This window comes from Nocardia amikacinitolerans (assembly GCF_900215415.1).
Lineage (GTDB): Bacteria > Actinomycetota > Actinomycetes > Mycobacteriales > Mycobacteriaceae > Nocardia > Nocardia amikacinitolerans.
On sequence record NZ_OBEG01000003.1, the window covers coordinates 488,566 to 511,276 of the forward strand.

The 22,711-nt window shown below is 66.9% G+C and carries 28 protein-coding genes and 1 tRNA gene; 16 read left to right on the forward strand and 13 right to left on the reverse strand.

The window, feature by feature from the left end; all coding sequences use genetic code 11:
* Nucleotides 1-2: 2 nt before the first annotated feature.
* Nucleotides 3-866, reverse strand: coding sequence for an ABC transporter permease (locus tag CRP45_RS16495; RefSeq protein WP_067787183.1), 864 nt, complete (start codon nucleotides 864-866; stop codon nucleotides 3-5).
* Nucleotides 866-1,675 (reverse strand): ABC transporter permease, encoded by an 810-nt coding sequence (locus CRP45_RS16500; protein WP_067787181.1) that lies wholly within the window; start codon nucleotides 1,673-1,675, stop codon nucleotides 866-868. Before CRP45_RS16500 ends, CRP45_RS16495 begins: the two co-directional genes overlap by 1 nt.
* 349 nt (nucleotides 1,676-2,024) lie before the next feature.
* Here CRP45_RS16500 and CRP45_RS16505 point away from each other — a divergent pair, with 349 nt between their 5' ends.
* The 8 genes from CRP45_RS16505 (at nucleotide 2,025) to dnaG (ending at nucleotide 10,939) form a co-directional block, all read left to right on the forward strand.
* Nucleotides 2,025-3,272 (forward strand): PucR family transcriptional regulator, encoded by a 1,248-nt coding sequence (locus CRP45_RS16505; RefSeq protein ID WP_097245799.1) that lies wholly within the window; start codon nucleotides 2,025-2,027, stop codon nucleotides 3,270-3,272.
* A gap of 174 nt (nucleotides 3,273-3,446) precedes the next feature.
* The gene (locus tag CRP45_RS16510) at nucleotides 3,447-4,445 is read left to right on the forward strand and encodes an alpha/beta hydrolase (protein WP_097245800.1); all 999 of its coding nucleotides are present in this window, start codon (nucleotides 3,447-3,449) and stop codon (nucleotides 4,443-4,445) included.
* A 54-nt stretch (nucleotides 4,446-4,499) separates the two neighbouring features.
* Nucleotides 4,500-4,715, forward strand: a complete 216-nt coding sequence (locus CRP45_RS16515) for a hypothetical protein (protein WP_097245801.1) — start codon at nucleotides 4,500-4,502, stop codon at nucleotides 4,713-4,715.
* A gap of 8 nt (nucleotides 4,716-4,723) precedes the next feature.
* The gene (locus CRP45_RS16520) at nucleotides 4,724-5,707 is read left to right on the forward strand and encodes a hypothetical protein (RefSeq protein WP_097245802.1); all 984 of its coding nucleotides are present in this window, start codon (nucleotides 4,724-4,726) and stop codon (nucleotides 5,705-5,707) included.
* A 212-nt stretch (nucleotides 5,708-5,919) separates the two neighbouring features.
* Entirely contained in the window at nucleotides 5,920-6,540 is a 621-nt protein-coding gene (locus CRP45_RS16525) for a YdcF family protein (RefSeq protein WP_084483092.1), read from the forward strand.
* Between the two features lie 5 nt (nucleotides 6,541-6,545).
* Entirely contained in the window at nucleotides 6,546-7,805 is a 1,260-nt protein-coding gene (locus tag CRP45_RS16530) for a deoxyguanosinetriphosphate triphosphohydrolase (RefSeq protein WP_097245803.1), read from the forward strand.
* A 31-nt stretch (nucleotides 7,806-7,836) separates the two neighbouring features.
* Nucleotides 7,837-8,979 carry a Fic family protein gene (locus CRP45_RS16535; protein WP_097245804.1) on the forward strand — a complete coding sequence of 381 codons (1,143 nt, stop codon included), beginning with the start codon at nucleotides 7,837-7,839 and terminating at the stop codon, nucleotides 8,977-8,979.
* Nucleotides 8,980-9,028: 49 nt separating this feature from the next.
* Nucleotides 9,029-10,939, forward strand: a complete 1,911-nt coding sequence (gene dnaG / locus CRP45_RS16540; protein ID WP_097245805.1) for a DNA primase — start codon at nucleotides 9,029-9,031, stop codon at nucleotides 10,937-10,939.
* A 302-nt stretch (nucleotides 10,940-11,241) separates the two neighbouring features.
* Here the strand turns inward: dnaG and CRP45_RS16545 are convergent, their stop codons facing one another.
* The gene (locus tag CRP45_RS16545; RefSeq protein WP_067787169.1) at nucleotides 11,242-11,487 is read right to left on the reverse strand and encodes a hypothetical protein; all 246 of its coding nucleotides are present in this window, start codon (nucleotides 11,485-11,487) and stop codon (nucleotides 11,242-11,244) included.
* A gap of 222 nt (nucleotides 11,488-11,709) precedes the next feature.
* On the opposite strand from CRP45_RS16545, the gene CRP45_RS16550 reads away from it, so the two are divergent.
* From CRP45_RS16550 to CRP45_RS16560, 3 genes are all read left to right on the forward strand, one after another.
* A tRNA-Asn gene (locus tag CRP45_RS16550) sits at nucleotides 11,710-11,785 on the forward strand.
* 99 nt (nucleotides 11,786-11,884) lie between these two features.
* A complete protein-coding gene (locus CRP45_RS16555; protein WP_143861454.1) occupies nucleotides 11,885-12,412 on the forward strand; it encodes a hypothetical protein in 528 nt (175 codons plus the stop codon).
* Entirely contained in the window at nucleotides 12,409-12,933 is a 525-nt protein-coding gene (locus tag CRP45_RS16560) for a hypothetical protein (RefSeq protein WP_097245807.1), read from the forward strand. The genes CRP45_RS16555 and CRP45_RS16560 overlap by 4 nt, the downstream gene beginning before the upstream one ends.
* 191 nt (nucleotides 12,934-13,124) lie before the next feature.
* Here CRP45_RS16560 and CRP45_RS16570 read toward each other — a convergent pair whose 3' ends face one another.
* From CRP45_RS16570 to CRP45_RS16580, 3 genes are read right to left on the reverse strand one after another with little or no spacing between them, the layout of a single operon-like run.
* On the reverse strand, nucleotides 13,125-13,961 hold the full coding sequence (locus tag CRP45_RS16570; protein ID WP_097245809.1) for a helix-turn-helix domain-containing protein: 837 nt from the start codon (nucleotides 13,959-13,961) through the stop codon (nucleotides 13,125-13,127).
* A gap of 9 nt (nucleotides 13,962-13,970) precedes the next feature.
* The gene (locus CRP45_RS16575) at nucleotides 13,971-14,489 is read right to left on the reverse strand and encodes a DUF6879 family protein (RefSeq protein ID WP_097245810.1); all 519 of its coding nucleotides are present in this window, start codon (nucleotides 14,487-14,489) and stop codon (nucleotides 13,971-13,973) included.
* On the reverse strand, nucleotides 14,470-14,799 hold the full coding sequence (locus CRP45_RS16580) for a hypothetical protein (RefSeq protein ID WP_097245811.1): 330 nt from the start codon (nucleotides 14,797-14,799) through the stop codon (nucleotides 14,470-14,472). The genes CRP45_RS16575 and CRP45_RS16580 overlap by 20 nt, the downstream gene beginning before the upstream one ends.
* 231 nt (nucleotides 14,800-15,030) lie before the next feature.
* Between CRP45_RS16580 and CRP45_RS16585 the strand changes: the two genes are divergently transcribed.
* The 5 genes from CRP45_RS16585 (at nucleotide 15,031) to CRP45_RS16600 (ending at nucleotide 17,090) form a co-directional block, all read left to right on the forward strand.
* A complete protein-coding gene (locus CRP45_RS16585; protein WP_097245812.1) occupies nucleotides 15,031-15,282 on the forward strand; it encodes a MarR family transcriptional regulator in 252 nt (83 codons plus the stop codon).
* The gene (locus CRP45_RS16590; protein WP_097245813.1) at nucleotides 15,282-15,500 is read left to right on the forward strand and encodes a hypothetical protein; all 219 of its coding nucleotides are present in this window, start codon (nucleotides 15,282-15,284) and stop codon (nucleotides 15,498-15,500) included. Before CRP45_RS16585 ends, CRP45_RS16590 begins: the two co-directional genes overlap by 1 nt.
* Entirely contained in the window at nucleotides 15,497-15,679 is a 183-nt protein-coding gene (locus CRP45_RS33355) for a hypothetical protein (RefSeq protein ID WP_143861455.1), read from the forward strand. The genes CRP45_RS16590 and CRP45_RS33355 overlap by 4 nt, the downstream gene beginning before the upstream one ends.
* A gap of 217 nt (nucleotides 15,680-15,896) precedes the next feature.
* Nucleotides 15,897-16,076 (forward strand): hypothetical protein, encoded by a 180-nt coding sequence (locus CRP45_RS16595; RefSeq protein WP_097245814.1) that lies wholly within the window; start codon nucleotides 15,897-15,899, stop codon nucleotides 16,074-16,076.
* Nucleotides 16,077-16,118: 42 nt separating this feature from the next.
* Nucleotides 16,119-17,090 carry a hypothetical protein gene (locus CRP45_RS16600; RefSeq protein WP_143861456.1) on the forward strand — a complete coding sequence of 324 codons (972 nt, stop codon included), beginning with the start codon at nucleotides 16,119-16,121 and terminating at the stop codon, nucleotides 17,088-17,090.
* A gap of 7 nt (nucleotides 17,091-17,097) precedes the next feature.
* Here the strand turns inward: CRP45_RS16600 and CRP45_RS16605 are convergent, their stop codons facing one another.
* The 7 genes from CRP45_RS16605 to CRP45_RS16635 form a co-directional block, all read right to left on the reverse strand.
* Entirely contained in the window at nucleotides 17,098-17,520 is a 423-nt protein-coding gene (locus CRP45_RS16605; RefSeq protein WP_143861457.1) for a hypothetical protein, read from the reverse strand.
* Between the two features lie 8 nt (nucleotides 17,521-17,528).
* Nucleotides 17,529-18,638, reverse strand: a complete 1,110-nt coding sequence (locus CRP45_RS16610; protein WP_143861458.1) for a hypothetical protein — start codon at nucleotides 18,636-18,638, stop codon at nucleotides 17,529-17,531.
* 253 nt (nucleotides 18,639-18,891) lie between these two features.
* Nucleotides 18,892-19,170 (reverse strand): hypothetical protein, encoded by a 279-nt coding sequence (locus tag CRP45_RS16615; protein WP_097245818.1) that lies wholly within the window; start codon nucleotides 19,168-19,170, stop codon nucleotides 18,892-18,894.
* The gene (locus tag CRP45_RS16620) at nucleotides 19,170-19,922 is read right to left on the reverse strand and encodes a peptidoglycan recognition protein family protein (RefSeq protein WP_245910171.1); all 753 of its coding nucleotides are present in this window, start codon (nucleotides 19,920-19,922) and stop codon (nucleotides 19,170-19,172) included. The genes CRP45_RS16615 and CRP45_RS16620 overlap by 1 nt, the downstream gene beginning before the upstream one ends.
* 37 nt (nucleotides 19,923-19,959) lie before the next feature.
* On the reverse strand, nucleotides 19,960-20,586 hold the full coding sequence (locus tag CRP45_RS16625; RefSeq protein WP_097245820.1) for a hypothetical protein: 627 nt from the start codon (nucleotides 20,584-20,586) through the stop codon (nucleotides 19,960-19,962).
* Entirely contained in the window at nucleotides 20,586-21,632 is a 1,047-nt protein-coding gene (locus CRP45_RS16630; protein ID WP_097245821.1) for a hypothetical protein, read from the reverse strand. The genes CRP45_RS16625 and CRP45_RS16630 overlap by 1 nt, the downstream gene beginning before the upstream one ends.
* Entirely contained in the window at nucleotides 21,632-22,702 is a 1,071-nt protein-coding gene (locus CRP45_RS16635; RefSeq protein WP_097245822.1) for a hypothetical protein, read from the reverse strand. The genes CRP45_RS16630 and CRP45_RS16635 overlap by 1 nt, the downstream gene beginning before the upstream one ends.
* Between the last annotated feature and the right edge of the window lie 9 nt (nucleotides 22,703-22,711).

The window sequence follows — 22,711 nt, forward strand, 5'->3', positions numbered from 1 at the left end:
TCCTACCCCGTGAAACTGATGGCGGCGTTGAAGCCCCACAAGACGATGGACAAGACCATGTCGACGGCGATGATGGCCACGAAGCTCGCGCGCACCGCGCGGCCGGACGCGACACCGACGCCTTCCGGGCCGCCGGTGGCGAAAAACCCGTAGTAGCAATGGATCAGGATGACAACCGTGCCGAAGATCGCGACCTTGAGCACCGCGGCGATCACGTCGAATCCGGACACGAACTGGAAGAAGTAGTGGTCGTAGACGCCCGCGGATTGGCCGTGTACCAGCGTGATGAGGCCGCGGCAGGCGAGATAGGACAGGATCAGCGCGATCAGGAAGGTCGGCACGATCGCGATGGCGCCCGCGATCACCCGCGTCGTCACCACGAACGGCACCGAGCGAAGGCCGAGCGCCTCCAGCGCATCGATCTCCTCGGAGATGCGCATCGAACCGATCTCGGCCGTCATCCGGCAGCCCGCCTGCGCGGCGAAGCCGATCGCTGCGGCGATCGGGGCCAGTTCCCGGGTCGTTGCGAAGGCCGAGATCAGCCCCGTGACCGGCCCCATACCGAGCATGTCCAGGGTGGCGAAGGATTCCACGCCGACCGACGCGCCCATCGCGGCACCGAGCACGATCATCATCGGCACCGTCCCACCGCCGACGATCACCGAGCCGCGGCCCCAGGTCATATTGGTGATGGCGCGCATGGTCTCCGCGCGATAGTGCGTGACCGTCAGCGGGATGGAACTCAGTGCCTGCCAAACGAATCCGGCCGCGAAGCCGAGGGCCTCCAGCGGATGCAACGGCCGCGTGGCACGCAGTCGGCGGGTCAGCCTGCCGAGGCCGGCGGGGACGTAGGACGACGCGGTCATCAGGCCAGCCTCGTGGGGAGGAACATCGCGGTCACCTGCGTCAACAACAGATTCACACACACGATCGACACCACCGACAACACCACCGCCGCGTTCACCGCATCAGCAACACCCCGCGGACCACCCTTGGCCTCCAACCCCCGCTGACACGCGATGACCACCACCAAAAACCCGAAGATCAACGCCTTCACCAACGACACCCACACATCCGCCGTCGTCGTGAACGACCCGAACGTCGCCCAATACGACCCAGGCGTCACCCCCTGCCCACCGATCGCCACCGCATACCCGGCCAAAACACCGACGAAAATGATCAACACGTTCAACAACGGCGCCACCATCAACATCGCCACCATCCGCGGAATCACCAACCGATGAATCGGCGAGATCCCCATCGTGTGCAACGCATCGATCTCCTCCCGAATCGTGCGCGCCCCCAAATCCGCCGCGATCGCCGCCGCCCCCGCACCACCCAACAGGAACCCGGTCGCCATCGGCGCACCCTGCTTGATCACCCCGAGACCACCGGTCGCACCCAACAACGAATCCGCACCCAACGTGTGGATCAGATTGCCCACCTGGATCGACACGATCACCCCGAACGGAATCGCCATCAAGATCGCGGGCACCGTCGTCACCGTGATCAACCGCCACGCCTGCAACACCGCCTCACGCCACTGAAACTCCCGACGCGCGACATCACCAACCGCCCCGACCACCGACTCCTGCGCGATACCCACCGCACGACCGAAAGTCCGCAACGACGACACCACCGTGTCCGAGAAATTCTCGCGAACTGTGCGCAACATCGCCGGACCACCCCCGTCGGCCGCGGCCGCTCGCGAAATCTCTCGGAAGGTCCCCACCAAGTTCGCCGCTTCCTTTCCGCCCTGCTCGGATTGTGACTCGAGCCATAGCCCGGCCGGTGTCCGAATCTAGGGGTCTGTCGCGATGCTTGTCACTGCACATCGGCGAGAAGATCGACCATGCCGATTCGTTTCGAGAGACTAAGTGCCCCAAATCCGCAACGCATCGCTCCAGCTCACCGACGGGCGAGGGGAGCCGATTCGCGCCGCACCGCGCCGCGCTTCGGTGCGTGAGCCGATCTCCGCCGTCGGGGAACTTGCAGCAACATCGGGTCGCGGTCAAAATGCCGCAATGCCCGCAGTGCAGTCACCGCTCTCGATCGACGCTCCGATCATCACCCGGCTCCTTCCCCGCCTCACCGATCTGTTCACCGAGTTGCTCGATGCCGGAATCGCGGCGATTCCGGGCGCCGAGGCGTTGCCCGCGGGGCATTTCAACGACGAGGTCGTTCCGGCGATCGTCGCTGGGGCCGGGGCCTTCCTCGCGGCGCTCGAAGAGAAGCGGTCCTGCACTCCCGAGGAAGTCGCCGAGTGGGTCGCTCCGGTGGTGCAGCGGCATGCCGAAGACCGAATTCCGTTGCGCGCGTTGATCCAAGCGCTGTTCGGATCGGTGCGGCATCTGTGGGCCGAGGCGGGGACGCTCGCCGAACCGGACGACCTGCGTGACCTGCTCGCCTTCTCCGATCTGCTGCTGGAGCTGCTCGCCAACATGACCATCTCCATGGCCGAGACGCACGGCGACGTGGAGCAGTCGATCTACGGCAGCGAACGGGAGGCCCGCAGGCTGCTGTGCGCCGCCATGCTTCGCGGCGTCGAGACCGCCGAACTGGCCGCACGCGCCGACATCGCACTGGCGGATCGCTACGACGTGCTCGCCATCCAGGTCGTCCCGTTCAACCAGGCGGATCCGCGGGTCGACACGGTGGTGGCCCGCCGCCGAATCCGGGTGGTGCAGCAGACGCTCGACACGCTCGCCGCGACCACGGCGCTGAACACCTTCGACGGCACGACCGGTATCGCGCTGCTGCCGACGGCCGCCGACCCGTCGATCGACCCACCCTACGAGGATCTGGGCGCGGTGCTCGCGGCTCGGCTGGGCAGTTCGGTCGTCGTCATCGACGCCGGATCGGTACCGCGCGGCGAACTGGTGTCGGCCGCGAGCGAAGCCACCGAGCTCGGCGAGCTCGCCAGGGCGCTCGGTCGCCCGACGGGCACCTACGTCCTGGACGACCTGATGCTGGAGTATCAGCTGACCCGTCCGGGACGGTCCCGAGAACGATTGGCGCAGCGCATCGTTCCGCTCGAACCGTACCCGCATCTGCTGGAGGCGCTGGACGCGCACATGCGGCACGGCGCCGATCGCAAGGCGGCGGCGGCCGAAGTGCACCTGCACCCCAACAGCTTCAGCTACCGCCTGCGTCGCGTCGCCGAACTCACCGGCTTCGACCCCTCCGATCCCACCGAATCCCGGCTGCTCGCGGCGGCATTGATGGTGTACCGCCTCTACCCGCCGACCGCCCCGGCGGCGGATCCGATCTGACCGCGATTCGTTCCGCGTGACTAACGCGGCAGGCCGTATTCTCGTATCGATGCAGTGACACCGACTCAGACGGTTGCCGATACTTGTGCCAGGATCACAACGCGGGTCGTCGGCGTTGCGCGGGCTCGAAGCGCTCGCGCGGGCGGGGGACCCAGGACGAGAAGGGCTGCCACCATGAATTCGGTCGACGTGGACCGTTCCGCCTCACGCCCCCAAGCGAATCCGCTGCGAACGGACTTCGCGGGCGGCAGTTTCCGCTCCCGCGTTCTCGACGCGGCGATCCGGTACACCGTGCGGCCGTTCATCGCCCTCTGGTCGCGCTACCCGGATCTGCCGTGGCCGTACGGCGCGATCGACCATCTGGGACGGGTGCTGCGCACCGCGCCGGGGCTGAGCCGTCAACGTATCGCGTTGCCGCACTGCGGAGCCGAGCTCACCACGCCACGGACCGTCGACGAATCCCGGTTCGTGCTCTACCTGCACGGCGGGGCGTTCCTCGTCGGGAACCGGACACTGCACCGCCAGATGGTCGGACGCTTCGCCGACATGCTCGCGGCGCGCATCCTCGCGATCGGCTATCGCAAGATGCCCAAATACGGTATCGCCGAGGCGGTCTCGGACTGTGTTGACGGGTACCGGCACGCGCTCGAGATGGGCGTCGCGCCGGAGAACATCACCCTGATGGGCGATTCCGCCGGCGGGTACCTCGTCTTCGCGACCGCGTTGGAGATCCGGCGGCAGGGGCTGCCGATGCCCGCCGCGATCGTCGCCATGTCGCCGCTCACCGACTGGGATCACTCCGCGAAGCTCGCCGCGCCCACCGGCGGCGTCTGCGCGGTCTTCCCGGTCCGCGCCGTGCCGATCTTCGGTGCGCTCGCCGAGCGGACATGCGGGACAACACCTTTGGTGTCGCCCGCGCATGCCGACCTGACCGGCTTGCCGCCCACGCTGATTCAGGCCAGCTCCAGCGAATTCGTCTACCCCGACGCCGAACTCATGGCGGAACGCCTCGCCGCCCACGGCGTGCCCTGCGAACTCCAGATCTGGCCGGGACAGGTGCACGTCTTCCAGGCGGCGGCCTCGATCGTGCCGGAAGCCGCCGAGGCGGTGCGCGAGATCGGCGGCTTCCTCGACCGCACGCTCTGGCAACCCGCCGAGCGCCGGACCGCTTGACCGCGAATAGCCCTGCTAGTCAACCTCTTTCGACACCAAGGAGCCTCGACCGGGATGACCGATCCGAAATGTGAGCTGCTCGCCGGACTGGCGGAGCCGCGCGAGATCATCGACCAGCTCACCGACGAGGAGGCGGCGACACTGTCGACCCTCCTGCGCCGCGCCGAACAACAGCAGCGACACAGCCTCGACGCGGCCATCGACGCCTCGCTCGAGGTGCTGCCGCGGCTCGTGCGCATCCCGGCCCGCAAGATCCTGTTCGGAAAGTAGGCGAGACGATGACCGATCTGCTGACCCGCGGCCAGCTGGAGATGCTGGCGCAGACGCTGAACGCCGACCCCGCCGAGCTCGCGAGCCTCACCCGGCTGGGCGCGCAGAACCTGCGCGAACTGCGCGAGCGTATCTCCGACCGGCTCTTCGACGCGCACACGGCCACTTTCGCCAGGGTGAGCAAGCTCGCACCGCTGGTGCCCAACGCGCTCGCCGCCAAGGTGGTGCTGAAAGCCGTGCCCGCCGAGGTCGGCGGCCGGGCAGGGGGAGCCGTCGGGATCGATCACCCGGACCGGGCCGCCGGGCTGCTCGGCGAACTCACACCGGAGTACATGGCCGACGCCGCGCCCTATCTCGATCCCAGGGCCATCCCGGTGCTCGCCCCGCGAATGCCCGCTGAGGTATTGGTCCCTGCCGCGAACGAGCTGCTGCGCCGCCGCGACTACGTCACCTCCGCGCGTTTCGTCGAGCACGCCACCGACGACTTGATCCGTGGTTTCGAACGCGGCATCGCTGACGACGAAGGGCTGTTGCGCACCGCGGCGCTGACGCCGTCGGCCGACCGGCTCAACGACGTCGTCCGGGTGCTGCCCGCCGCGCGCCGCAGCGCCATCGTTCGTGCGGCGACGGCGAGTTCGGACGAGACGTTGATCGCCGGTATCTCGGTGCTGTCCCGGCTGGAGCCAGGCCTGCGCCGCGAACTGGGCGGTGAGTTCCTCGACGGACTCGACGAAGCCGGACTCGACCGGCTGCTCGGCGTCGCCGCCGACGGCGAAGCCGTGGTGGAACTGCTCACAGTGCTGGCCGCCGTGGACGAACGCCACTTGCGGCCCATCGCCGAGCGTGTGAGCCGAGGCGACGGCGTCCTCGCCGACACGCTGCTCGACCAGGCGACCACCCCGGCGACCCGCCGCACGCTGCACGCCATCGGCGAGCTGCTCGAGCCGCCGGAGCGCGATCGCTTCGCTCGCCTGCGGGAAGGGGCCGAGTGAAGGGCGCCGTCTCCTCCGGCGCGCCATTCCGTCGGTTCGGGTGACCTGTCCGGTGCCAGAGCCGATTCGATCCCGGCGCGGCCACGGCGTGCGCGCAGGTCCGCGCGGGGTCGGGGTCACCTGGCACACTTGGTTGGGTGATTTCGGCACCCCAGCGCAGCACACCGGCCTCGGCGCACGAATCCGGCCTCGCGCGCGGGGTCGGCGCCGGAATGCTGCGCTGGACACGAAGGATCCTGATCGCCGCGGTGCTGACGGCCATGGTGCTGATCGGCGGCACGGCTTTTCGAGTCTGGCAGGTCGCGCGGATCGACGACTACACCAAGGCCGACGCGATCGTCGTGCTCGGCGCCGCGCAGTACTCCGGCACGCCGTCCTCGGTTTTCGAGGCCCGTCTCGACCAGGCGTATCGGCTGTTCCGGGCCGGGGTCGCCCCGCGCGTCATCACCGTGGGTGGCAAGCAGGAGGGCGATCTCTACACCGAGGCCGCCTCCGGCAAGAACTATCTGCAGCGGCGCGGCGTACCGGCCGACCGGATCCTTGCCGTCGAGACGGGTTCGGACACGCTGCGCAGCGTCGAGGCCGTCGCCCTCGCCATGAAGGCGCGCGACATGTCCTCCGCCGTGCTGGTCAGCGACCCGTGGCACTCGCTGCGCACCCGCACCATGGCGCGCGACGCCGGGCTGCACGCCTGGACCGCGCCGACCCGCACCGGCCCCGCCGTCTACACCCGCGAATCCCAGGCACACGGCATCGCGAGGGAGACCTTCGCGCTGCTGTGGTACCAGCTGACGCACTTCTCCGCCGACTTCTCCTACACCGCCGGGCAGTGACGCCGATGGACAGCTACACCGACCACGACCGGGAACGGATGGCCGCCGAGCGCGCCAAGACCGCGGGCCTCGCCCCGCCGCGCAGCGAGTTCGAGAACGGCCACCGCACCGAGTTCGCCCGCGACCGGGCCCGCGTGCTGCATTCCGCGGCGCTGCGCAGGCTCGCCGACAAGACCCAGGTGATGGGCCCGCGCGACGGCGACACCCCGCGCACCCGGCTGACCCATTCGCTGGAGGTCGCCCAGATCGGCCGCAGCATCGCCGACGGACTGCGCTGCGACCCCGACCTCGTCGACCTGGCCGGGCTCGCCCACGACATCGGCCACCCGCCCTACGGCCACAACGGCGAGACGGCCCTCGACCAGTTCGCCGACCGGCACGGCGGTTTCGAGGGCAACGCCCAGAACCTGCGCATCCTCACCCGGCTCGAACCCAAGGTGCTCACCCCCGACGGCACGAGCGCCGGGCTGAACCTCACCCGCGCCGCCCTCGACGCGGCGATCAAATACCCCTGGGGCAGAACGGGTTCCGGCACCAAGTTCGGCGCCTACGACGTCGATGTGGATCGGCTGGCCTGGATACGCAAGGGCGCGCCCGACCGCAGGCGCAGCCTGGAGTGCCAGATCATGGACTGGTCCGACGACGTCGCCTACTCGGTGCACGACGTCGAGGACGGCATCATCGCGGGCCGCATCGACCTGCGCGCCCTCGCCGACCCGTCCGAACAGCGGGAACTGGCGCGCATGGGCCACGCCCAGCACCCCACCCTCACCGTCGACGACCTCGTCCAGGCCGCCCAGCGTCTCTCCGAACTGCCGGTGGTCGCCGGGGTCTTCCGCTACGACGGCACGCTCACCGCCTCGGTCGCGCTGAAACGTCTCACCAGCGAGCTCGTCGGCCGCTTCGCCACGGCCGCCATCATGGCCACCCGCACCATCGCGGGCGCCAAGCCGCTGTCCCGCTACGCCGCCGACCTGGAGATCCCGCCCGTCGCCGCCGCCGAAGTCGCCATGCTCAAGACCGTCGCCCTGCGCTACGTCATGTCCGACCCCGACCACCGCCGCCGACAGGCCGCCCAGCGCGAACGCATCCTCGCCGTAGCCACCCGCCTACACGCCGAAGCCCCCCGCCACCTCGACCCCCAACTCCTCCCGTGGTGGGACGCCGCCACCACCCCCACCGCCCAGATCCGCGTCGTCGTCGACCAGATCGCCTCCTACACCGAAAGCCGCCTCGAACGCCTCGCCACCTACTTCGGCGTTTGACGTAATCGCGGCGCCGATACATCGTCGGATCGTGCTGTTCCCGACGCCGCTGTCGACGAGCGAAGACCTGGAAGTTCTGAGCCAGGTCGATCGCATGCACGAGGAACTCCGGCATCGCCTGTCCGGAGCCTCGATGAAGTGGATCCGCAGCCTCCGGAGGTTTCTGATCGCCGACGCGGTCGCGGCATCGAACTCGATCGAAGGGTTCCGGGTTTCCACCGTCGATGTCGAGGACCTGATGGCCGGCGAGCGGGATGTCGACGTCTCCGACGAGAACCGCGCCGAGACGCTGGCCTATCAGCAGATGATGACCTACATCCAGACGCTGCACGACGTCGACGACTTCTCCTACAGCAAAGGCTTGCTGAACGGACTGCACTGGATGTTGCAGGGGCATCGGCATACGTCGCGTAAACCCGCCGGGCAGTGGCGTCGTGGACCGGTCTACGTCACCGACGCTCGCGACCCGAGCATCGCCGCCTACACGGCGCCCGACGCCGAGGACGTGCCCGCCCTGATCTCCGAACTCGTCGACTGGCTCAACTCCGACGAGGACGGTCATCCTCTGGTCCGTGCCGCCATGGCGCATTTGCACCTGGTCTCGATCCACCCTTGGGCCGACGGCAATGGGCGCATGTCGCGCTCGTTGCAGACACTCATGATCGCCCGCGACGGCGTGCTCGCTCCCGAGTTCTCCTCGATCGAGGCGTGGCTCGGCCGTCCCGGCAACACCTGGGAGTACTACCGCGAACTCGCGGCGCGCGGCAGTGAGTACCAGCCGGATCAGGACGTGGGGGAGTGGATCCGGTTCAACCTCACCGCCTATCACCAGCAGGCGCAGACGGTGCACCTACGGTTCGAGCGGTCTGGACGAGTGTGGACGGAGCTCGCCGAGTTCACCCGCGGCCTGCGGATGGACGAAAGGGTGGTCAGCGCCCTGCACGATGTCGCGCTGTCCGGACGCGTGCGACGTTCCCGCTACGAGCAGGCCGAAGGCTTGAACACGCAGCAGGCGCAGCGAGATCTGCGCGATCTGACGACCGCGGGAGTGCTGGAACCGGTCGGTCGAACGCGCGCACGCTATTACGTAGCCGGGCCGCGCTTCCCCGAACCGGTGCTCGATATCGCCCGTACGCCGATGACCCTGACCGACCCGTACCGTGCGCTGGCCTGACAGTCGATGCCGGTGCCTCGAACCCGGCCGGACTGGCTAGACTCGTCGCGTGGCCGGACGACTCCCTGATCGCGATATCGCGGCAATACGCGAACGCGTCCGGATCGAAGACGTGGTGGGGGAGTACGTCGCGCTGAAGCGGGCGGGTGCGGACTCCATGAAGGGGCTGTGTCCGTTCCACGACGAGAAGTCGCCGTCGTTCCACGTGCGGCCCAACCACGGCCTGTTCCACTGCTTCGGCTGCGGCGAGGGCGGGGACGTCTACAAGTTCCTGCAGAAGATCGAGCACATCGGCTTCGTCGAGGCCGTCGAGCAGATGGCCGACCGGATCGGCTACCAGATCAACTACGAGGGCGGCGGCACCTCGGTGCAGCGCGACCGCGGCACCCGCGCCCGCCTTGTCGCCGCCAATGCCGCCGCGCACGAGTTCTACATGGCGAGGCTGCGCGAGCCGGAGGCCGAGGCGGCGCGCAAGTTCCTCACCGACCGCAACTTCGACGGCAACGCGGCCCTCCAGTTCGGCTGCGGCTACGCACCCGACGGCTGGGACACGCTCACCAAGTACCTGCTCCGCAAAGGCTTCGATTTCAAGGAGCTGGAGGCGGCGGGCCTGTCCAAGCAGGGCAAGCGCGGCCCCATCGACCGCTTCCACCGCCGCCTGCTGTGGCCGATCCGCAACCTCGGCGGCGAGGTCATCGGCTTCGGCGCCCGCAAGCTCTTCGACGACGACACCATGCCCGGCAAGTACGTGAACACGCCGGAAACGTTGCTGTACAAGAAGTCCCAGGTGCTGTTCGGCCTCGATCACGCCAAGCGCGAGATCGCCAAGGGTCGCCAAGCCGTCGTCGTCGAGGGCTACACCGACGTGATGGCCATGCACCTGGCGGGCGTGAAGACCGCCGTCGCCTCCTGCGGCACCGCCTTCGGCGACGAGCACATGGCGATCCTGCGCCGCCTGCTGATGGACGACAACTTCTGGCGCGGCGAGATCATCTACACCTTCGACGGCGACGCGGCGGGCCAGGCGGCGGCGCTGAAGGCCTTCGCGGGCGACCAGAAGCTCGCGGGCCAGACCTACATCGCCATCGCCCCCGACGGTCAGGATCCCTGCGAGCTACGTCAGCGCTCCGGCGACGGCGCGGTCCGCGACCTGATCGCGCGGCGAACCCCCCTGTACGAGTTCGTGATTCGCGGACTGCTCGCCGAACACAACCTGGACCAAGTCGAGGGGCAGGTGGAGGCGTTGCGCCGCGCGGTCCCCGTGGTCGCGCAGATCAAGGACAACGCCACCCGCAAGGCCTACGCCACCCGCCTCGCAGGCTGGGTCGGCTGGGACGACATCCAGACGGTCGTGCGCCGCGTCGGCGAGGAAGCCAAACGCAACCGCCTCGGCGGTCCGCGCCGCGCCGAGACGCCCGCGCCGAGCACCAAGGTCACCGAGCAACCCGCCGCCCGCCCCAACCCGAACGACCCGGTGCTGCTTCCGCAACGCCAAGTCCTCTGCGCCGCTTTGCAATACCCGGCGATCGCGGGCACGGTGTTCGACGCGCTGGAGACCGAGGCGTTCACCCATCCCGCCTACGTCGCCGTGCGCACCATGATCGCCGAAGCGGGCGGCGCGTCCGCGGGACTGGGCGGCGCGGAGTGGGTCAACGCCGTCGCCGACTGCACCGACGACCTCACCCTGCGCGCCATGGTCTCCGAACTCGCCAACGCGCCGCTGCCGGTGAAATCCGTCGACGACATCCCGCGCTTCATCACCGGAGTGCTCGCCCGCGCCCAGGAGGCGTGGGTCGGCCGTCAGATCGCGACGCTCAAGTCCAAGCTGCAGCGGCTCTCCGCGACCGAGCAGCCCGACGCGTATATGGCGCTGTTCGGGGATCTGGTGGCGCTGGAGCAGTATCGGAAGAGTCTGGAGGCCCAGGCGATGGGTAACTCCGACGATTTCGCGCCTGCTTGAGGGGTGCTGGCTGGTCGGCGGTGTCGGCTACCGGTTGGCGGATGCGGCGCTGTTCGGGTCGATTCGGTTCGGATCCGTTGTGGTGCAGCAGTTCACGTTCCAGGACGTTCAACGGCGTAGCTGAGCCCCGTTCTCGGCGAGCACTGTCTGGACCGCTCAGTGGCACGACCAAGGTTGTTCGGCGCGCGACTGAGTGGCGCGACTGCTCGGGCGCGGGATCGCGCAGCGGCGCAACCTGGTCGATGCCCACAGCTGACCGCGGTCCGAAGCGCTGAGCCGGGTAGGTTTCGCGCTCGGAGAAGTCAGCGGCGCAGCTGATCGTGCGGAACCAGCACGGTGGTGCGCTCGTCCAGCGGCACCATCGGCTCCAGCTGCGGCCGCGTGCTCAACTTGTCCGACAGCTTCTGCCGCCCCACCTGGACAAGCTTGCGGGTCACCGGGCTCGAGGTGACGGCGCGGGTCGCCGCGCTGATCTGCTCGTAGCGAGCCCGCCCGGCCTTACTGCCGAGCACATAACCGGCCGCGACGCCGATGATCAACCGCAGCATTCCTCTGAGCTCCTCCCAATCGCCTGTGCGCGGCTACCATCCTGCCCGACGCGTGGTCCACCTGTCGATCCGGATCCGAGTTACCCCTGAGACAACTGAGACAACACCGGCCTCACGGGCACCCCGCATCACCCCAGGTAGAAGCGCGATTTGGGAACCCGCCCAGCTATACGCTAAAGTTTCTCCTCGGCCCGCCCAGTACGGGAGAGCCACCCAGAATAGTCCCCTATAGCTCAATTGGCAGAGCAGCCGACTGTTAATCGGCAGGTTTCTGGTTCGAGTCCAGATGGGGGAGCCACCATTAGGCTCTCTACCAGCCCAAACACTCCGGGATAGGAATCCCGAGGATGGGCACTGTAGCTTACGCTGTAGCTTACGAAGCTCCGGCAGGCGCACGATGAGCGCCAATCGATCGCGGCAGGCACGTCAGCTTGCGACCATGCTGACCGAGCGCGCCGGCGTCAAGGTCACTCTCGACTATCACGACACCGTCCACATCCGCGGCCGTGCGTGGCACATCCACTGGACCGACGGCCCAACGTGGCGGCAGATGGTCACGCTCGCGGCCGGGCTCGCCGACCGCTTCCCGTCACTCGACATCGCCCAGATGTGTCCGGCGCGTTCGCACACTGCCCTGGGTGAAGCTGCGGCTGTCCTTGTCTGGCTGCATCTCGATCCCGCGAACGCGGAGATGTACCCCTCCGTGTGGCCTCAATACGCCTGCGACGCCATCAGCTACCCGGAAAGCAGCGCTACCGTGTGGCTCCGCCGCGCCGAAGCGCTCTTGTCTATGGCCGCCGGTCGGATCGACTCCGAAGTGTGCAATGCGGTCGACGCCAGACTTCGATCCGACGGCTGGGCCGGAGTGTTGGAATGGCTTGACGAGATCGCTTCGGGCGGGCGGCGATTGCGAGCGGTCCAGTGACCTCACGTTCCCGCCAGGCTGGCCAACTCGCCTACCGTCTCTGCCAACGCACCGGCTGTCATGTCGAATGCAACTACCTCGGACCGCGACGCGACTCGTACGGCGGATGGCGCATCGAATGGTGCGACGGCCCCACCGAAGTCGAGATGCGCCAGCACGTCGCCGATCTCGCAGCGCCGCTGCCCGCCATCGCTACCGCCGATCTGCGATACGGCCGGGGCGACACCGACCAGGCGCGAGCGGTGGCGCTGCTGCTGTGGCTCGACGAGCACCGCGCCGACGCACGACACCTGGGTTGGAACCTGGCCTACGAGGTGTACCGCGAAACGAGCTACCCGAACCGCGCCGACGACATCTGGCAGGCCCGCGCCAAGACGCTGCTGCGCGCTACTCGGCATGGCGTGATGTCAGACGAAGCTCTCGCTCTGTTGCGCGAGCACGCGACGGTCGGATGGGACAGCACGTTGGCGTGGCTGGACTCTCCGACGGACGGAGCCCGGCATCTGCGAGTCGTCCAATGAGCACCGTCGTACTGCGATTCGACGTTCCTGACGAGCTGCGACACATCTTCGACCACGAGTTGGACCTTGTGCTGAATACGGCAGAGCCCTTGTTGAACTGGTTGAGAAGCAATGGCGGTGGATTGGACTGTGAGGGTGCGACGGGGACCGCGGCCGTGCGTGAAGCGTCCAAGCCCGTATGACTCACGACATCACGCAGTCCGCTGGCTGACCGCTTCAGTGATGAGGGAGCGTGCGGCCTGGCCGATCACAGCCTGTGCCGCCAACGCCTCAAACGCCTTCTCGTACACAGCGATCTCGCGCGGCTGCGTGATGTTCAGCGCGGCGCCGATTCCCTCGACCAGCACCTGACGTTGGTCGTAGATCACGAAGTTCATGGCGGAGACTTGATAGGGAGCCATCCGCGGGACGATGCCCAGTAGCACACGCGGCAACGTCATGGCGGTCAGTAAGCGGTCGAGCTGGCCAAGCATCACGTCGTCGTCGCCGACGGTGGTGTAGAGCGACTGTTCGGCGATCAGGTAGTGGACCTTGTGGTCGCCGCGGTACAGGAACTGCTGTTGCCGTTCCATGCGGGCTGCGACCGCTCCTTCCACGTCGTTGGGGACCTGGTTGAATTCGATGACCTGCCGAAGGATCGCTTCGGCGTACTCGGGTGTGTGCAGCAGACCGGGGATGAGGGCGGGGTCATAGCCGCGGATCAATCGGGTTTCCGACTCGACTGTTGAGGCGTGCCGTTGTCGCCGTCGGACTCCGGTGTTGAGGATCCGGCGCCACTCCAGATACGCGGCATCGATATTGCGCAGACTCGCAACGAGGTCAGGGACGTGATGCTCGGCAGCAGTGTGCGAGCACCAGATACGGACGTCGTCTTCGGTGGGTGTCTGCTTCCCGTATTCGATCTTCGACACCTTGGACGGATGCCAGCCCGCCAGGGTTGCGAGCTGGCTTCCGCTGAGACCGGCATCCTTGCGCAGGTCTCGTAACTGCTGTCCGAAGGCATGGCGCGCTTCTTGGACTGTGGCCACGGCGCGACGTTAGTCCTCGATGTAGTCGGCGTGCGGGATAGCCTGCCGCCAAACGGCGTCCCGGATGTCGGTACAGCGCCGAACGATCACCGGGTCCGTCGTCACCGCTGCGCCCGCCGCAGCGCCGCTGGGCGTGAACAATGTGAAGGCAACCATCTCGTCGTCGAACAACCAGTAGTCGTCAGCGGGGATCTCGTCTGCGTTGGCGAGATGGCGTGGCAGATACCGGATGTCCTCGCCCGCCTCGATGTTCAGGGCGGCGACGAGCAAACCCCACCTGGTGTAGTCCACGTGCGGTTCGGTGACCACGCGCGCTCGTGTGAAGTTCACGCCGCGGTCGGTTCCCGCCTTCACAACGTCAGTCCAGGGGCGCATCCACTCGTAGTCGTCATGCTCGCCGGCGAGGAACCTGCGAAACGGTTCGGACTCTTCGGGGATTCCGTAGCTGTCCTGCACCTCCAGGTGAAAGGCAGACTGGCGGCACGTTCGGAACAGGTTGGTGAAGTCGCTACCGGTCAGATGGTGCATCGCGGCGGATTTCCTTTCCCCTGGCGACCTCCACGCACGACTCATAGTCGGGAATGTCCATCTGCCCCAACGCCTCCGGGTCGCTGACTTCGGTGCCCGTCAGGGTGAAGGTGCCGTGTCCGGTGTCGGTCAGCAGCGTGCCCAGGCATGTGCCAGGTTCCAGATAGGCGAGCAGCGGATGGGGAATCTCGATCAGTTCGGGATGGTCCGGCACGCGCCATCCCTGAACCACGTAGGTGTCCCTGTCGCTGGCGTACAGGGTCGGCGAGTGCTCGCCCTGGGTGTTCTTGCCGAGGAATCGCAGACGCATGATCTCGCTCCGTCTCTGAAGGGAAGTGGCACTTCGATTGTCGCAAAGCTCGGTGCCGCACGTGGCGAAATCTGACGCACAGACGCATGAATTGCGAGCAATCTCAAGCAATTTCCTGGCTTGCGTGCGCGTTGCTTCTTTACCTTTCGAAGGTGGGCGCCCGGAGCCGGTGCCGCCGCCCCGGCTCCGGGTTAGCCCTCCCAGTCTCGTGAGGGGAAGGCGGCAGGACAGATGACAATTACGGAAGCGCGGGTGATGGCTGCGGTGAAGCAGCACGGCCCGCAGTCGATCGCGGAAGTCGCAGCCAATACCGGACTCAGCCCGAGATCCGTCCGGGGCGCGGTTGATGAACTGGCATACCGTGGCTGGCTCCGACGCAGTGGCGACCACTGGGACTTCACCGAGAACGGGCGCGCCTACATCAACACCCCGCGCGGTCGTAACGCGCTCGACGTGCCGCCGTTGAAGGCGCAGGCACGCTGATGTCCGATACGGAACTATTCGAGTTCGACATCGCGATCTTCGACCACGGAGGTTGCAGCAGCACGACCTACGCGGTGTCCAGTTTGGCTGCGGCGCACTCAACGATGCAGGTTCATCGCAACTGCCGCGTCGGCGAGTGCGTGGCGAAGACTTCCGCGCACTCGGTACTGAAGGAAGCTGGACGCCTCACCCCTGATTCCGGGCGGGTGCGGACATGAGGATCGACGACCTCGAATCATTTGGCGGCGAGCGGATTATCGCGTGGCGCTCGTACAACAACGAGACCTGGGCGGCGCTCTACGCCGACGGTACGGAGTCCGAACCCTTCCCGGTACCTCAAGCCTTTCGCGGACGTGCCGTAGTGGACTGCGGCTTCTCCCTGCACGTAGTGCCCTGAACAGCAACGACGCTGAGGAAGGAGGTGAGCATGAGCGAAATTTATCGCCCTGGACCCGACGGCAACGCCGGGGATCTCTGGAACGAGCGGCCGAACCGTGACGACGACGGGCAGGACGGAGCCCGGCCGACGATGAAGCAGTAGTGCAAACACGAAAGGCGCCCGACCCTCCAGGGGTCGGGCGCTTTGCTGAACGCAGAGACAAGAGACGAGGGCGATGACCTTCGACAACGAAAAGCGGATCATGCACCTGCTCGGCGTGATCGCCGGCTGTTCCTACCTTCTGCTGCTGACCTTGCTGGCGTGGCGGCAAGCCTTCGAACCGAGCCTCATTCTGTTCAGCTTCTGGGTGATCAGCTACTCCAAAGGTGTCGTCGAGTATTACCGCGAAACCTAGAGCGCTTCTGTAGCGTCGCCCGATCCGCGAACGACATGGCCGGTGGACGAGTACCGTCTTGACCGGTCGAACGAGGGGAATCCAATGAGAGCTGCCGCCGTCCTGTTCGGAGTCGCCACCGCCGCGGCCGTGCTGTCCGGTTGCGGGTCGAACGACCCAGCGCCGAAAGACGCCGGCGCGACGACCTCAGCCGAGCCCGCAAGCGACCTCGGTAAGACCTACACGATCAGCAAGGCCGAAGGCGGCACGAGCATCGGCAGCGTGCGCTTCGTCGAAACCGTGGAGATTCCGTCCGAGTGTTTGCAGGATCCGGCGCCGGCGGGAACCCAATCCATTGCGGTGCGCGTCGAGGTGGTGAACGACAGCGCGTTGGAGATCTCTCGCCCTGGCAGTGACCTGTTGCAGGTCAACGACTCCGGAGGCTTCAGCCAGACCGTTGAGGAACCGCTGATCGACATGGATTGCCGCAGTCGATTCCCCGAGTTGGCGGTTGCACCAACGCCAGGCAAAGCCGCTGGCTGGGTTTTCATCCAGTCACCGGTGACCAACCCGTCCGCTCTGGTGTACACGCCGCTGGTATGGGCTGAGGATGCTTCGATCGACAACCTCGACGTCGTCCGCACCAAACCGACGAACGTCGTGGTGCGGCTGCTGCCGATCGCTCCGGCGGCCCAGACCACCGCTACACCAACAACTTCCGAGGATCCGGCACCGACGACAGAGGTCGAGCCACCTCCGCCGACGCGCGCTCCGGTGACCACGCGGACCGCCGCACCCGCAGCCCCGATCGCTGGAGCGCCGTGCTCCCCGGTCAACAAGTGGGCGAAGGACTCCGCCGGTCAGCAGTTGCTGTGTGCCTACGCTGGCGGCCCAACCCTGAAGTGGGTGGAGTCGCTTCCGCTGATCGGCAATCGTGCGGTCGGGTCACCGTGCGAAGGCTACGACTATGTCGCCCAGTCACCGTCCGGGCAGCCGTTGCTGTGTCTCGACGACACCTGGCAGCCCGGTCCCTGATTGTCCATCAGGTGATGGTGCAGGTGCCGCCCGCGCTGACCGTGCCCGAGGAAGACCCTGCGGTGCTGTGCATCTGAACGCGGACGTTGGTGATCGATGTCAGGTCGACACTGTTGGCGGTGACGGTGCACGTGCCCGAGGTGCCGCCGATGCCTGTGCCAGTGGCGATGACGTTGTTGGCTTGGTCGATCAAGCGGATCGTGTGCGTGCCACCGAGCGCGCCGGTGAAGCTGACGCTGGCCGCGATGGTGGCACCGGTCTTCGTTCCCTGAACGTTCAGGCCGTCGCTGGTCACCGAACTGCCGGGGTAGGTACCGGTGTTCGGCGTCCAGCTGGTGATCGTCGTCCAGATGCTGCCATTAGCCCACGGTTCTGTGCCGGACTTCGTCATGCCGGACGGCGTGAACGACTGGCCGCCGCCGACGAACACGAGGGGCATTACAGCGTCACCCCTTTGATGTTGGCGACGAGGTAGGTGCCGGGTGTGCTGCCGACGCTGGCAACGTGAACGGAAAGGATGTCGCCCTCCGCGAAGTCCCAGGTACCCGAGGCGGTGGCGTTCGCACCGCCCGCAGTCTGGTCGGCCGCCGCAATCGTGAGGTTCGTGCCCGAGATCTGAGAGCCGTTCTTGCGCAGTTCGACCACCAGGCTGCCGCTCGCGTCAGCGGTGTTGCCGCGGTAGATGACCCGGTTGAATCGAACCGGCCGGTCGAGCTTGTGCCCCTGCGGCAGAACGTTTCCAGCGCCGGTGGTGCGGGTGCCGGTCTGCGCGACGAAAGCGACGTCGTACACCTGCCCAGCCGCCGTAGGCGTGCGTGCATCGGACAAGCGCGCGTCGTTGCCGACACAGGCTGTCGACGATGTCGTGCCGAAAGCGGCAGCGTTGAACGCTGGTGCCGCCGCGGTGCCAGCGAGCACACCTGCCAACTGGACGATGCCCTTGCTGGTGGTGGTCGCATCCGGAGGAGATCCGGCCGGACCGACGTCGCCGCGCGGGATGGTCATGCTCAGCACCTGCGACGGCGGGGTACCGGTGATGCTGGCCGATGCAGCCGATCCCGGAGCGCCGGTGGTAACCGTGCCGATACTCAAGGAGTTCGCGGGGCCAGTGTCGCCGATCGGTCCTTCGTCGCCCTGGGGGCCGCGGATGACGACACCCTGTCCGTTCGGCATCCAGCCGTCGCCAGTGCGGTACACGTACAGCAGGCGATCCGCTACGACCACGTACTGCGCGCCGTCACCCTCTGGCGGAGTGGCGGGCAGATCTCCATAGGTCGCAACCTGCCGGTCGATTTGTAGGCCCTCACCACGTTCGCCTCGGACGACCGCGTTGCCAGGCGATGCCGGAACCGGCGACACCAGAGTGAGATCCACCAAGCCGACCGAGCCGGTATCGGGATCCTCGGGGTCCGGTCCTTCGATGTACTCCGGCACGGTGAAGCTGAACGCGTCCAGCGGCACCCGTTCGCCTTCGTAGTACAGCTCGAACGAAACCCGCCACGTCCATTCGGACGGGTTGGTGTCTGCGTTCGCGGCGACGAGACGCACTCCGCGGCTACCACGCCAGGTGATGTAGCCGAACTCGTCGAGGCTGCATTCGTAGTGCTTGCTCAGCTGGACATAGGTCGCTGGATCGGGAACACCGTTGGCCACCAAGACTTTCGGTGCCTCGGCGGCAAAGGTCAGTGTGCCGGTCAGCGGCGGGAATTCCGGTGTCGTACCGATATCGGGACCGTCAGCAACGTTCGCTAGGAACCGACCGACGACCTTGCCGTACTTGAGGGGTGGCAGATCAGCCATATCAGATTTCGTCCTCCAACTCAGGCGGGATGGTGACAGGGTTGGCCGGCGGTTCCTGACCGGCGTTGCGCATGACCATCCACAACTGGTCGATGTAGACGAGCAAGCCCCGGATCACCGTCATGGCGCTACGGAACCGACCGCGCTCTGCTTCCATCTGGGATTCGAGTTCGGCGACACGGTTTTTCAATTCGGACACTTGCTTCTGCTGCCACATGGTGAGAGCGCCGATCACTGCCACGATCGCCCCGCCGATGGCCTGAATCACTTCGGGACTCATTACGCCGCCTTCGGTTCGGTGGGCAGCTTCTCGGCGAGGATCTTCACCGCGTCGGCGAGAGTGTCGAGCTTGCGGTGCGCGTCCGCGAGGGAGTCGACAACCGTCTTGTCGCCGAGCTGCTTCCAACCCTTGAACGGGACGGGGCCGCCGAGCTGTTCGCGGATCTCGTTGACGTACTTGTCCAGGTGGTAAACGGCGGTTTCGAGCTTGACCGTCTGGCCCTTGTAGTTGGTGAAAGTCTCTTGCAGCGCGGGCATTTCCGAGCCTCCGTTGTCGATGATTTCTTGTACGTCGCGGCGGAAGGCGTCCATGTCGATGCCGAAAGGGTCGATTTTGCCTTCGCTGCTGTATTCCTTGTGGCCTACGCAGTCGTCGGAGGTGCGGCCGATGTGGCGCAGGATCGCGGCGCAGCCACGTTTGTAGGCGTCGAGCTGGACGGCAGGCCACTCTTGGCCGCGCCCGTTGTTGACCGCCTCGATGCCGATGGTGTGGAAGTTCGCGTTGTTGGTCGGCCAACCGGACCACGCGCCGCGACCGGCATGCCAGCAGACACCCGCTGCGATCACGCGATATGTGCCGTCCCGCTCCAGAACCAATTGGGCCAGTGGGCCAGGCAGGTCGGAGCGCCCGTTCTGTACGATGCTCCAGTCATTGGCACCTCCACCTGCGGTGTGATGGCAAATGACTCCGCGAATGTCGGCGAAGTCGCCGTGCCCACGACCAAGCCAGCCATCGTGCTCGACGACCTTCAAGCCTGCGGCTCTGAGAACATCCGCCAACCAGACGGGGTCACCCCTCCACGCCATCGCGTGCCTCCTTGATCTTGGTGCGGATCTTCTCGACGAGACCCGCGTACGCTTCGGATTTCGTCGGCGCCTGGAAAGCCAGCCCGCGCGGATGCGCCGCAGCCCAAGTACCGTCTTCGAGCTGGCGAACATCGATGTCGTCGATGTCGTAGAACTCTTCGGGGTCCGGCATCGGCCATTCCCCGTTCTCGTCGGGGGTGACGTGCAGGCCGGTGTCATACGGGCCGGGCGGCCCGCCGGGAGTAGGTACCCAGCGGATCTGTTCGAGTTCGGGATGATGCCGCCAGCCACGCTGAAACAGGTAGTCAGCCAGACGAGGCGCGCCCTTGATACTGGTCACAGTCGGGTCGGCCAACTTCCTGCCCGCAGGATTGCGCCACTCCGGTAGGTGAACAACAGTCAATTCCTCAGCGAGGTATCGGATTTGGGGATCGGCTTCGGCAACCTCACCGAGTTCCGGCAGGCGCCCATGAAGCGCCTGCTGCATGAACGCAATGAACTTGTCGGTGACGCCGATCCCATTGATGTCGCGATATCGCGGGGCTTCGCTGGTCACTGCGTCGGCGGCGGGAAAACTGACGGACTCGACGATCTCGGGTTCTTCACTCATCAGGGCTGCACTTTCAAGGGTTGGGCCATCACAACCAGCTGCGCACCCTGATTCACGATCGTGTAGGCGCGCACACCAGAGACGCGTCGTGCGACGACGTAAAGAGTGGCGGTCTGGTTCGGGGCGACGGTGGCGTGCGTGCTGTCGGGAGTGATGGGCACCTCCCAACGCGGGCACATCAGCACCTCGCCGTTGTTGGTGGTCGAGATCGCTTGCCCGTAGCCGATTAGTGGTCCGGTTGCCGAGCCGAGGCGGACTTCAAGGATGACGCGCGTGTCGTCGTGCGCTGCGACGTGCACGCGCACGGTGAGATGCCCGGAGATAACGATCGGCCGCCACGCGACCGGTTGCGCCGGGATCGTCATTGTCGCAACGGTTTTCATCTCCGCGTTGATGTTCGACGCTGCGGAGAACTGGCCGGACGCGACGGCCCAAGGTCCTGCGAGCTTTGGGTTCGGCACGCCCTTCCATCGCGAGGCCGCGGCATCCCAAGCGAGCACGGATCCGTCTCGCGCCTCGGTGAGGTCGGCGACGTCGGCGGCTGCGGCGATCGCGCCAGCGGATCCGGGGTCACCGGGGTCGCCGGTCTGACCGCGCGGCAGGGTGATCGACAGAGTCTGATTCGGTGCGGTGCCGGTGATCGACGCGGCGGCAGAGGATCCGGTTGCCCCAGCGGTGGCGCTGCCGGTGAGCACGGTCGGCGGGCCTTGCGGACCCGGCGCCTGGAAGGCGTTCGCGAAGCGGATCCAGTCGACGCCGGTCCAGAAGTAGACGGCATTCTCGGCGACGACGCGCCACGCCTTGCGGGCGTCGGCTTGGCCGAGGCCGAGTGCGGTCAGCGCGGCGAAGTTGGTGATGTCGCCTTGCCAGATCCACGGCCACGCGGGCTCACCTTGGGGGCCGGGTGCGCCAGGTGGGCCTTGCCGGATCTCGATCAGCGCCTCACGGTCGGCGAGTTCGAAGGGGTTGACCGTGAAGGGCAGGCCAACGGAATCCTCGACGCCGCGCATGGTGATCTGAATGTCGGCGTCGTACACAGTGGGCACTACGGGGCTCCTGTCACGGGAACCGCCCAGACCGCGACATGTGCGCGCAGGCGGGAATAGCTGAAGGTGTCAGACCCTGCGTTGCGGCGCATCACCAGATGAATCGCGGCAGGCGCGCCGGCGGCGATCACGCCGGTCGACGAGGCGGGGGTGACCGCGCTGGTGGCGAAGGTGGGAAGTAGCTGGTTGAACCACCACACCACCTCCGACAGACCCGAGCCGACCGAGACAACTTGGCCCGCCGCAGAGCCGATGCACGCTTCGAGATCGACGCGTGTACCTGAGCCGCCGGAACGCACTTGCGCACCGCCGAGCACCATCGGCCGCCACGCCACATCCTGGGCGGGCACATTGACGATCGCGACCGTCAATGGACTGGTGTTGGTGTTGGACGCGTCGGCGGCGAACCCTACGCCGCCGTCCCATGCTGTGGCCTCGCTGATCGTCCAGGGACCGCGCCACCCAGGCGATGGTGTGGGCGTCCATTTGCTCGTCGCGGCGGACCACATCGGCACCGCACCGTCGACGGGCGCGCTGGTGTTGTCGTAGTCGCTCGCACCGGTGATCGGGCCGGGCCCGCCGGGGTCGCCCTTGAGACCCTTCACGCCGCGCGGAACGGTGATGTTCACCGTCTGGGCGGGCGGGGCACCGGTGACGGTGACTTCTACGTCGCCGCCGACGGCACCGGTGGTGACGGTGCCGATGCTGAGGGTATTCGCCTCGCCGATCGGGCCGTGCGCGCCGAACGCGTCGGTGGACGCATCGAACGACGAACCGTTCCAGATCATCAGCGCGTTCGTGCTCAGCACGCGCCACGCCTTGCCTGCCTGCGCAGGCCCGAGCCGGGTCGCCAGCGCTGCGAGCGCGGTGGGGTCGGCGATGTCGCCCTCCCATCGGAATGGCGCGGCGGCGGGGCCTTGCTCGCCAGCGGGTCCGGCCACGCCGACCGGTAGTTCGAGGGAGCCATCGGCCGGGGTGCCTTGCATGGCCTGCACGACACCGGGTGTGCCGATGCCCTCGTTGATGCCGCGTATGCGGGTGGCTGCGAAATACTCCCCTACTGTGGACAACTCGACCTC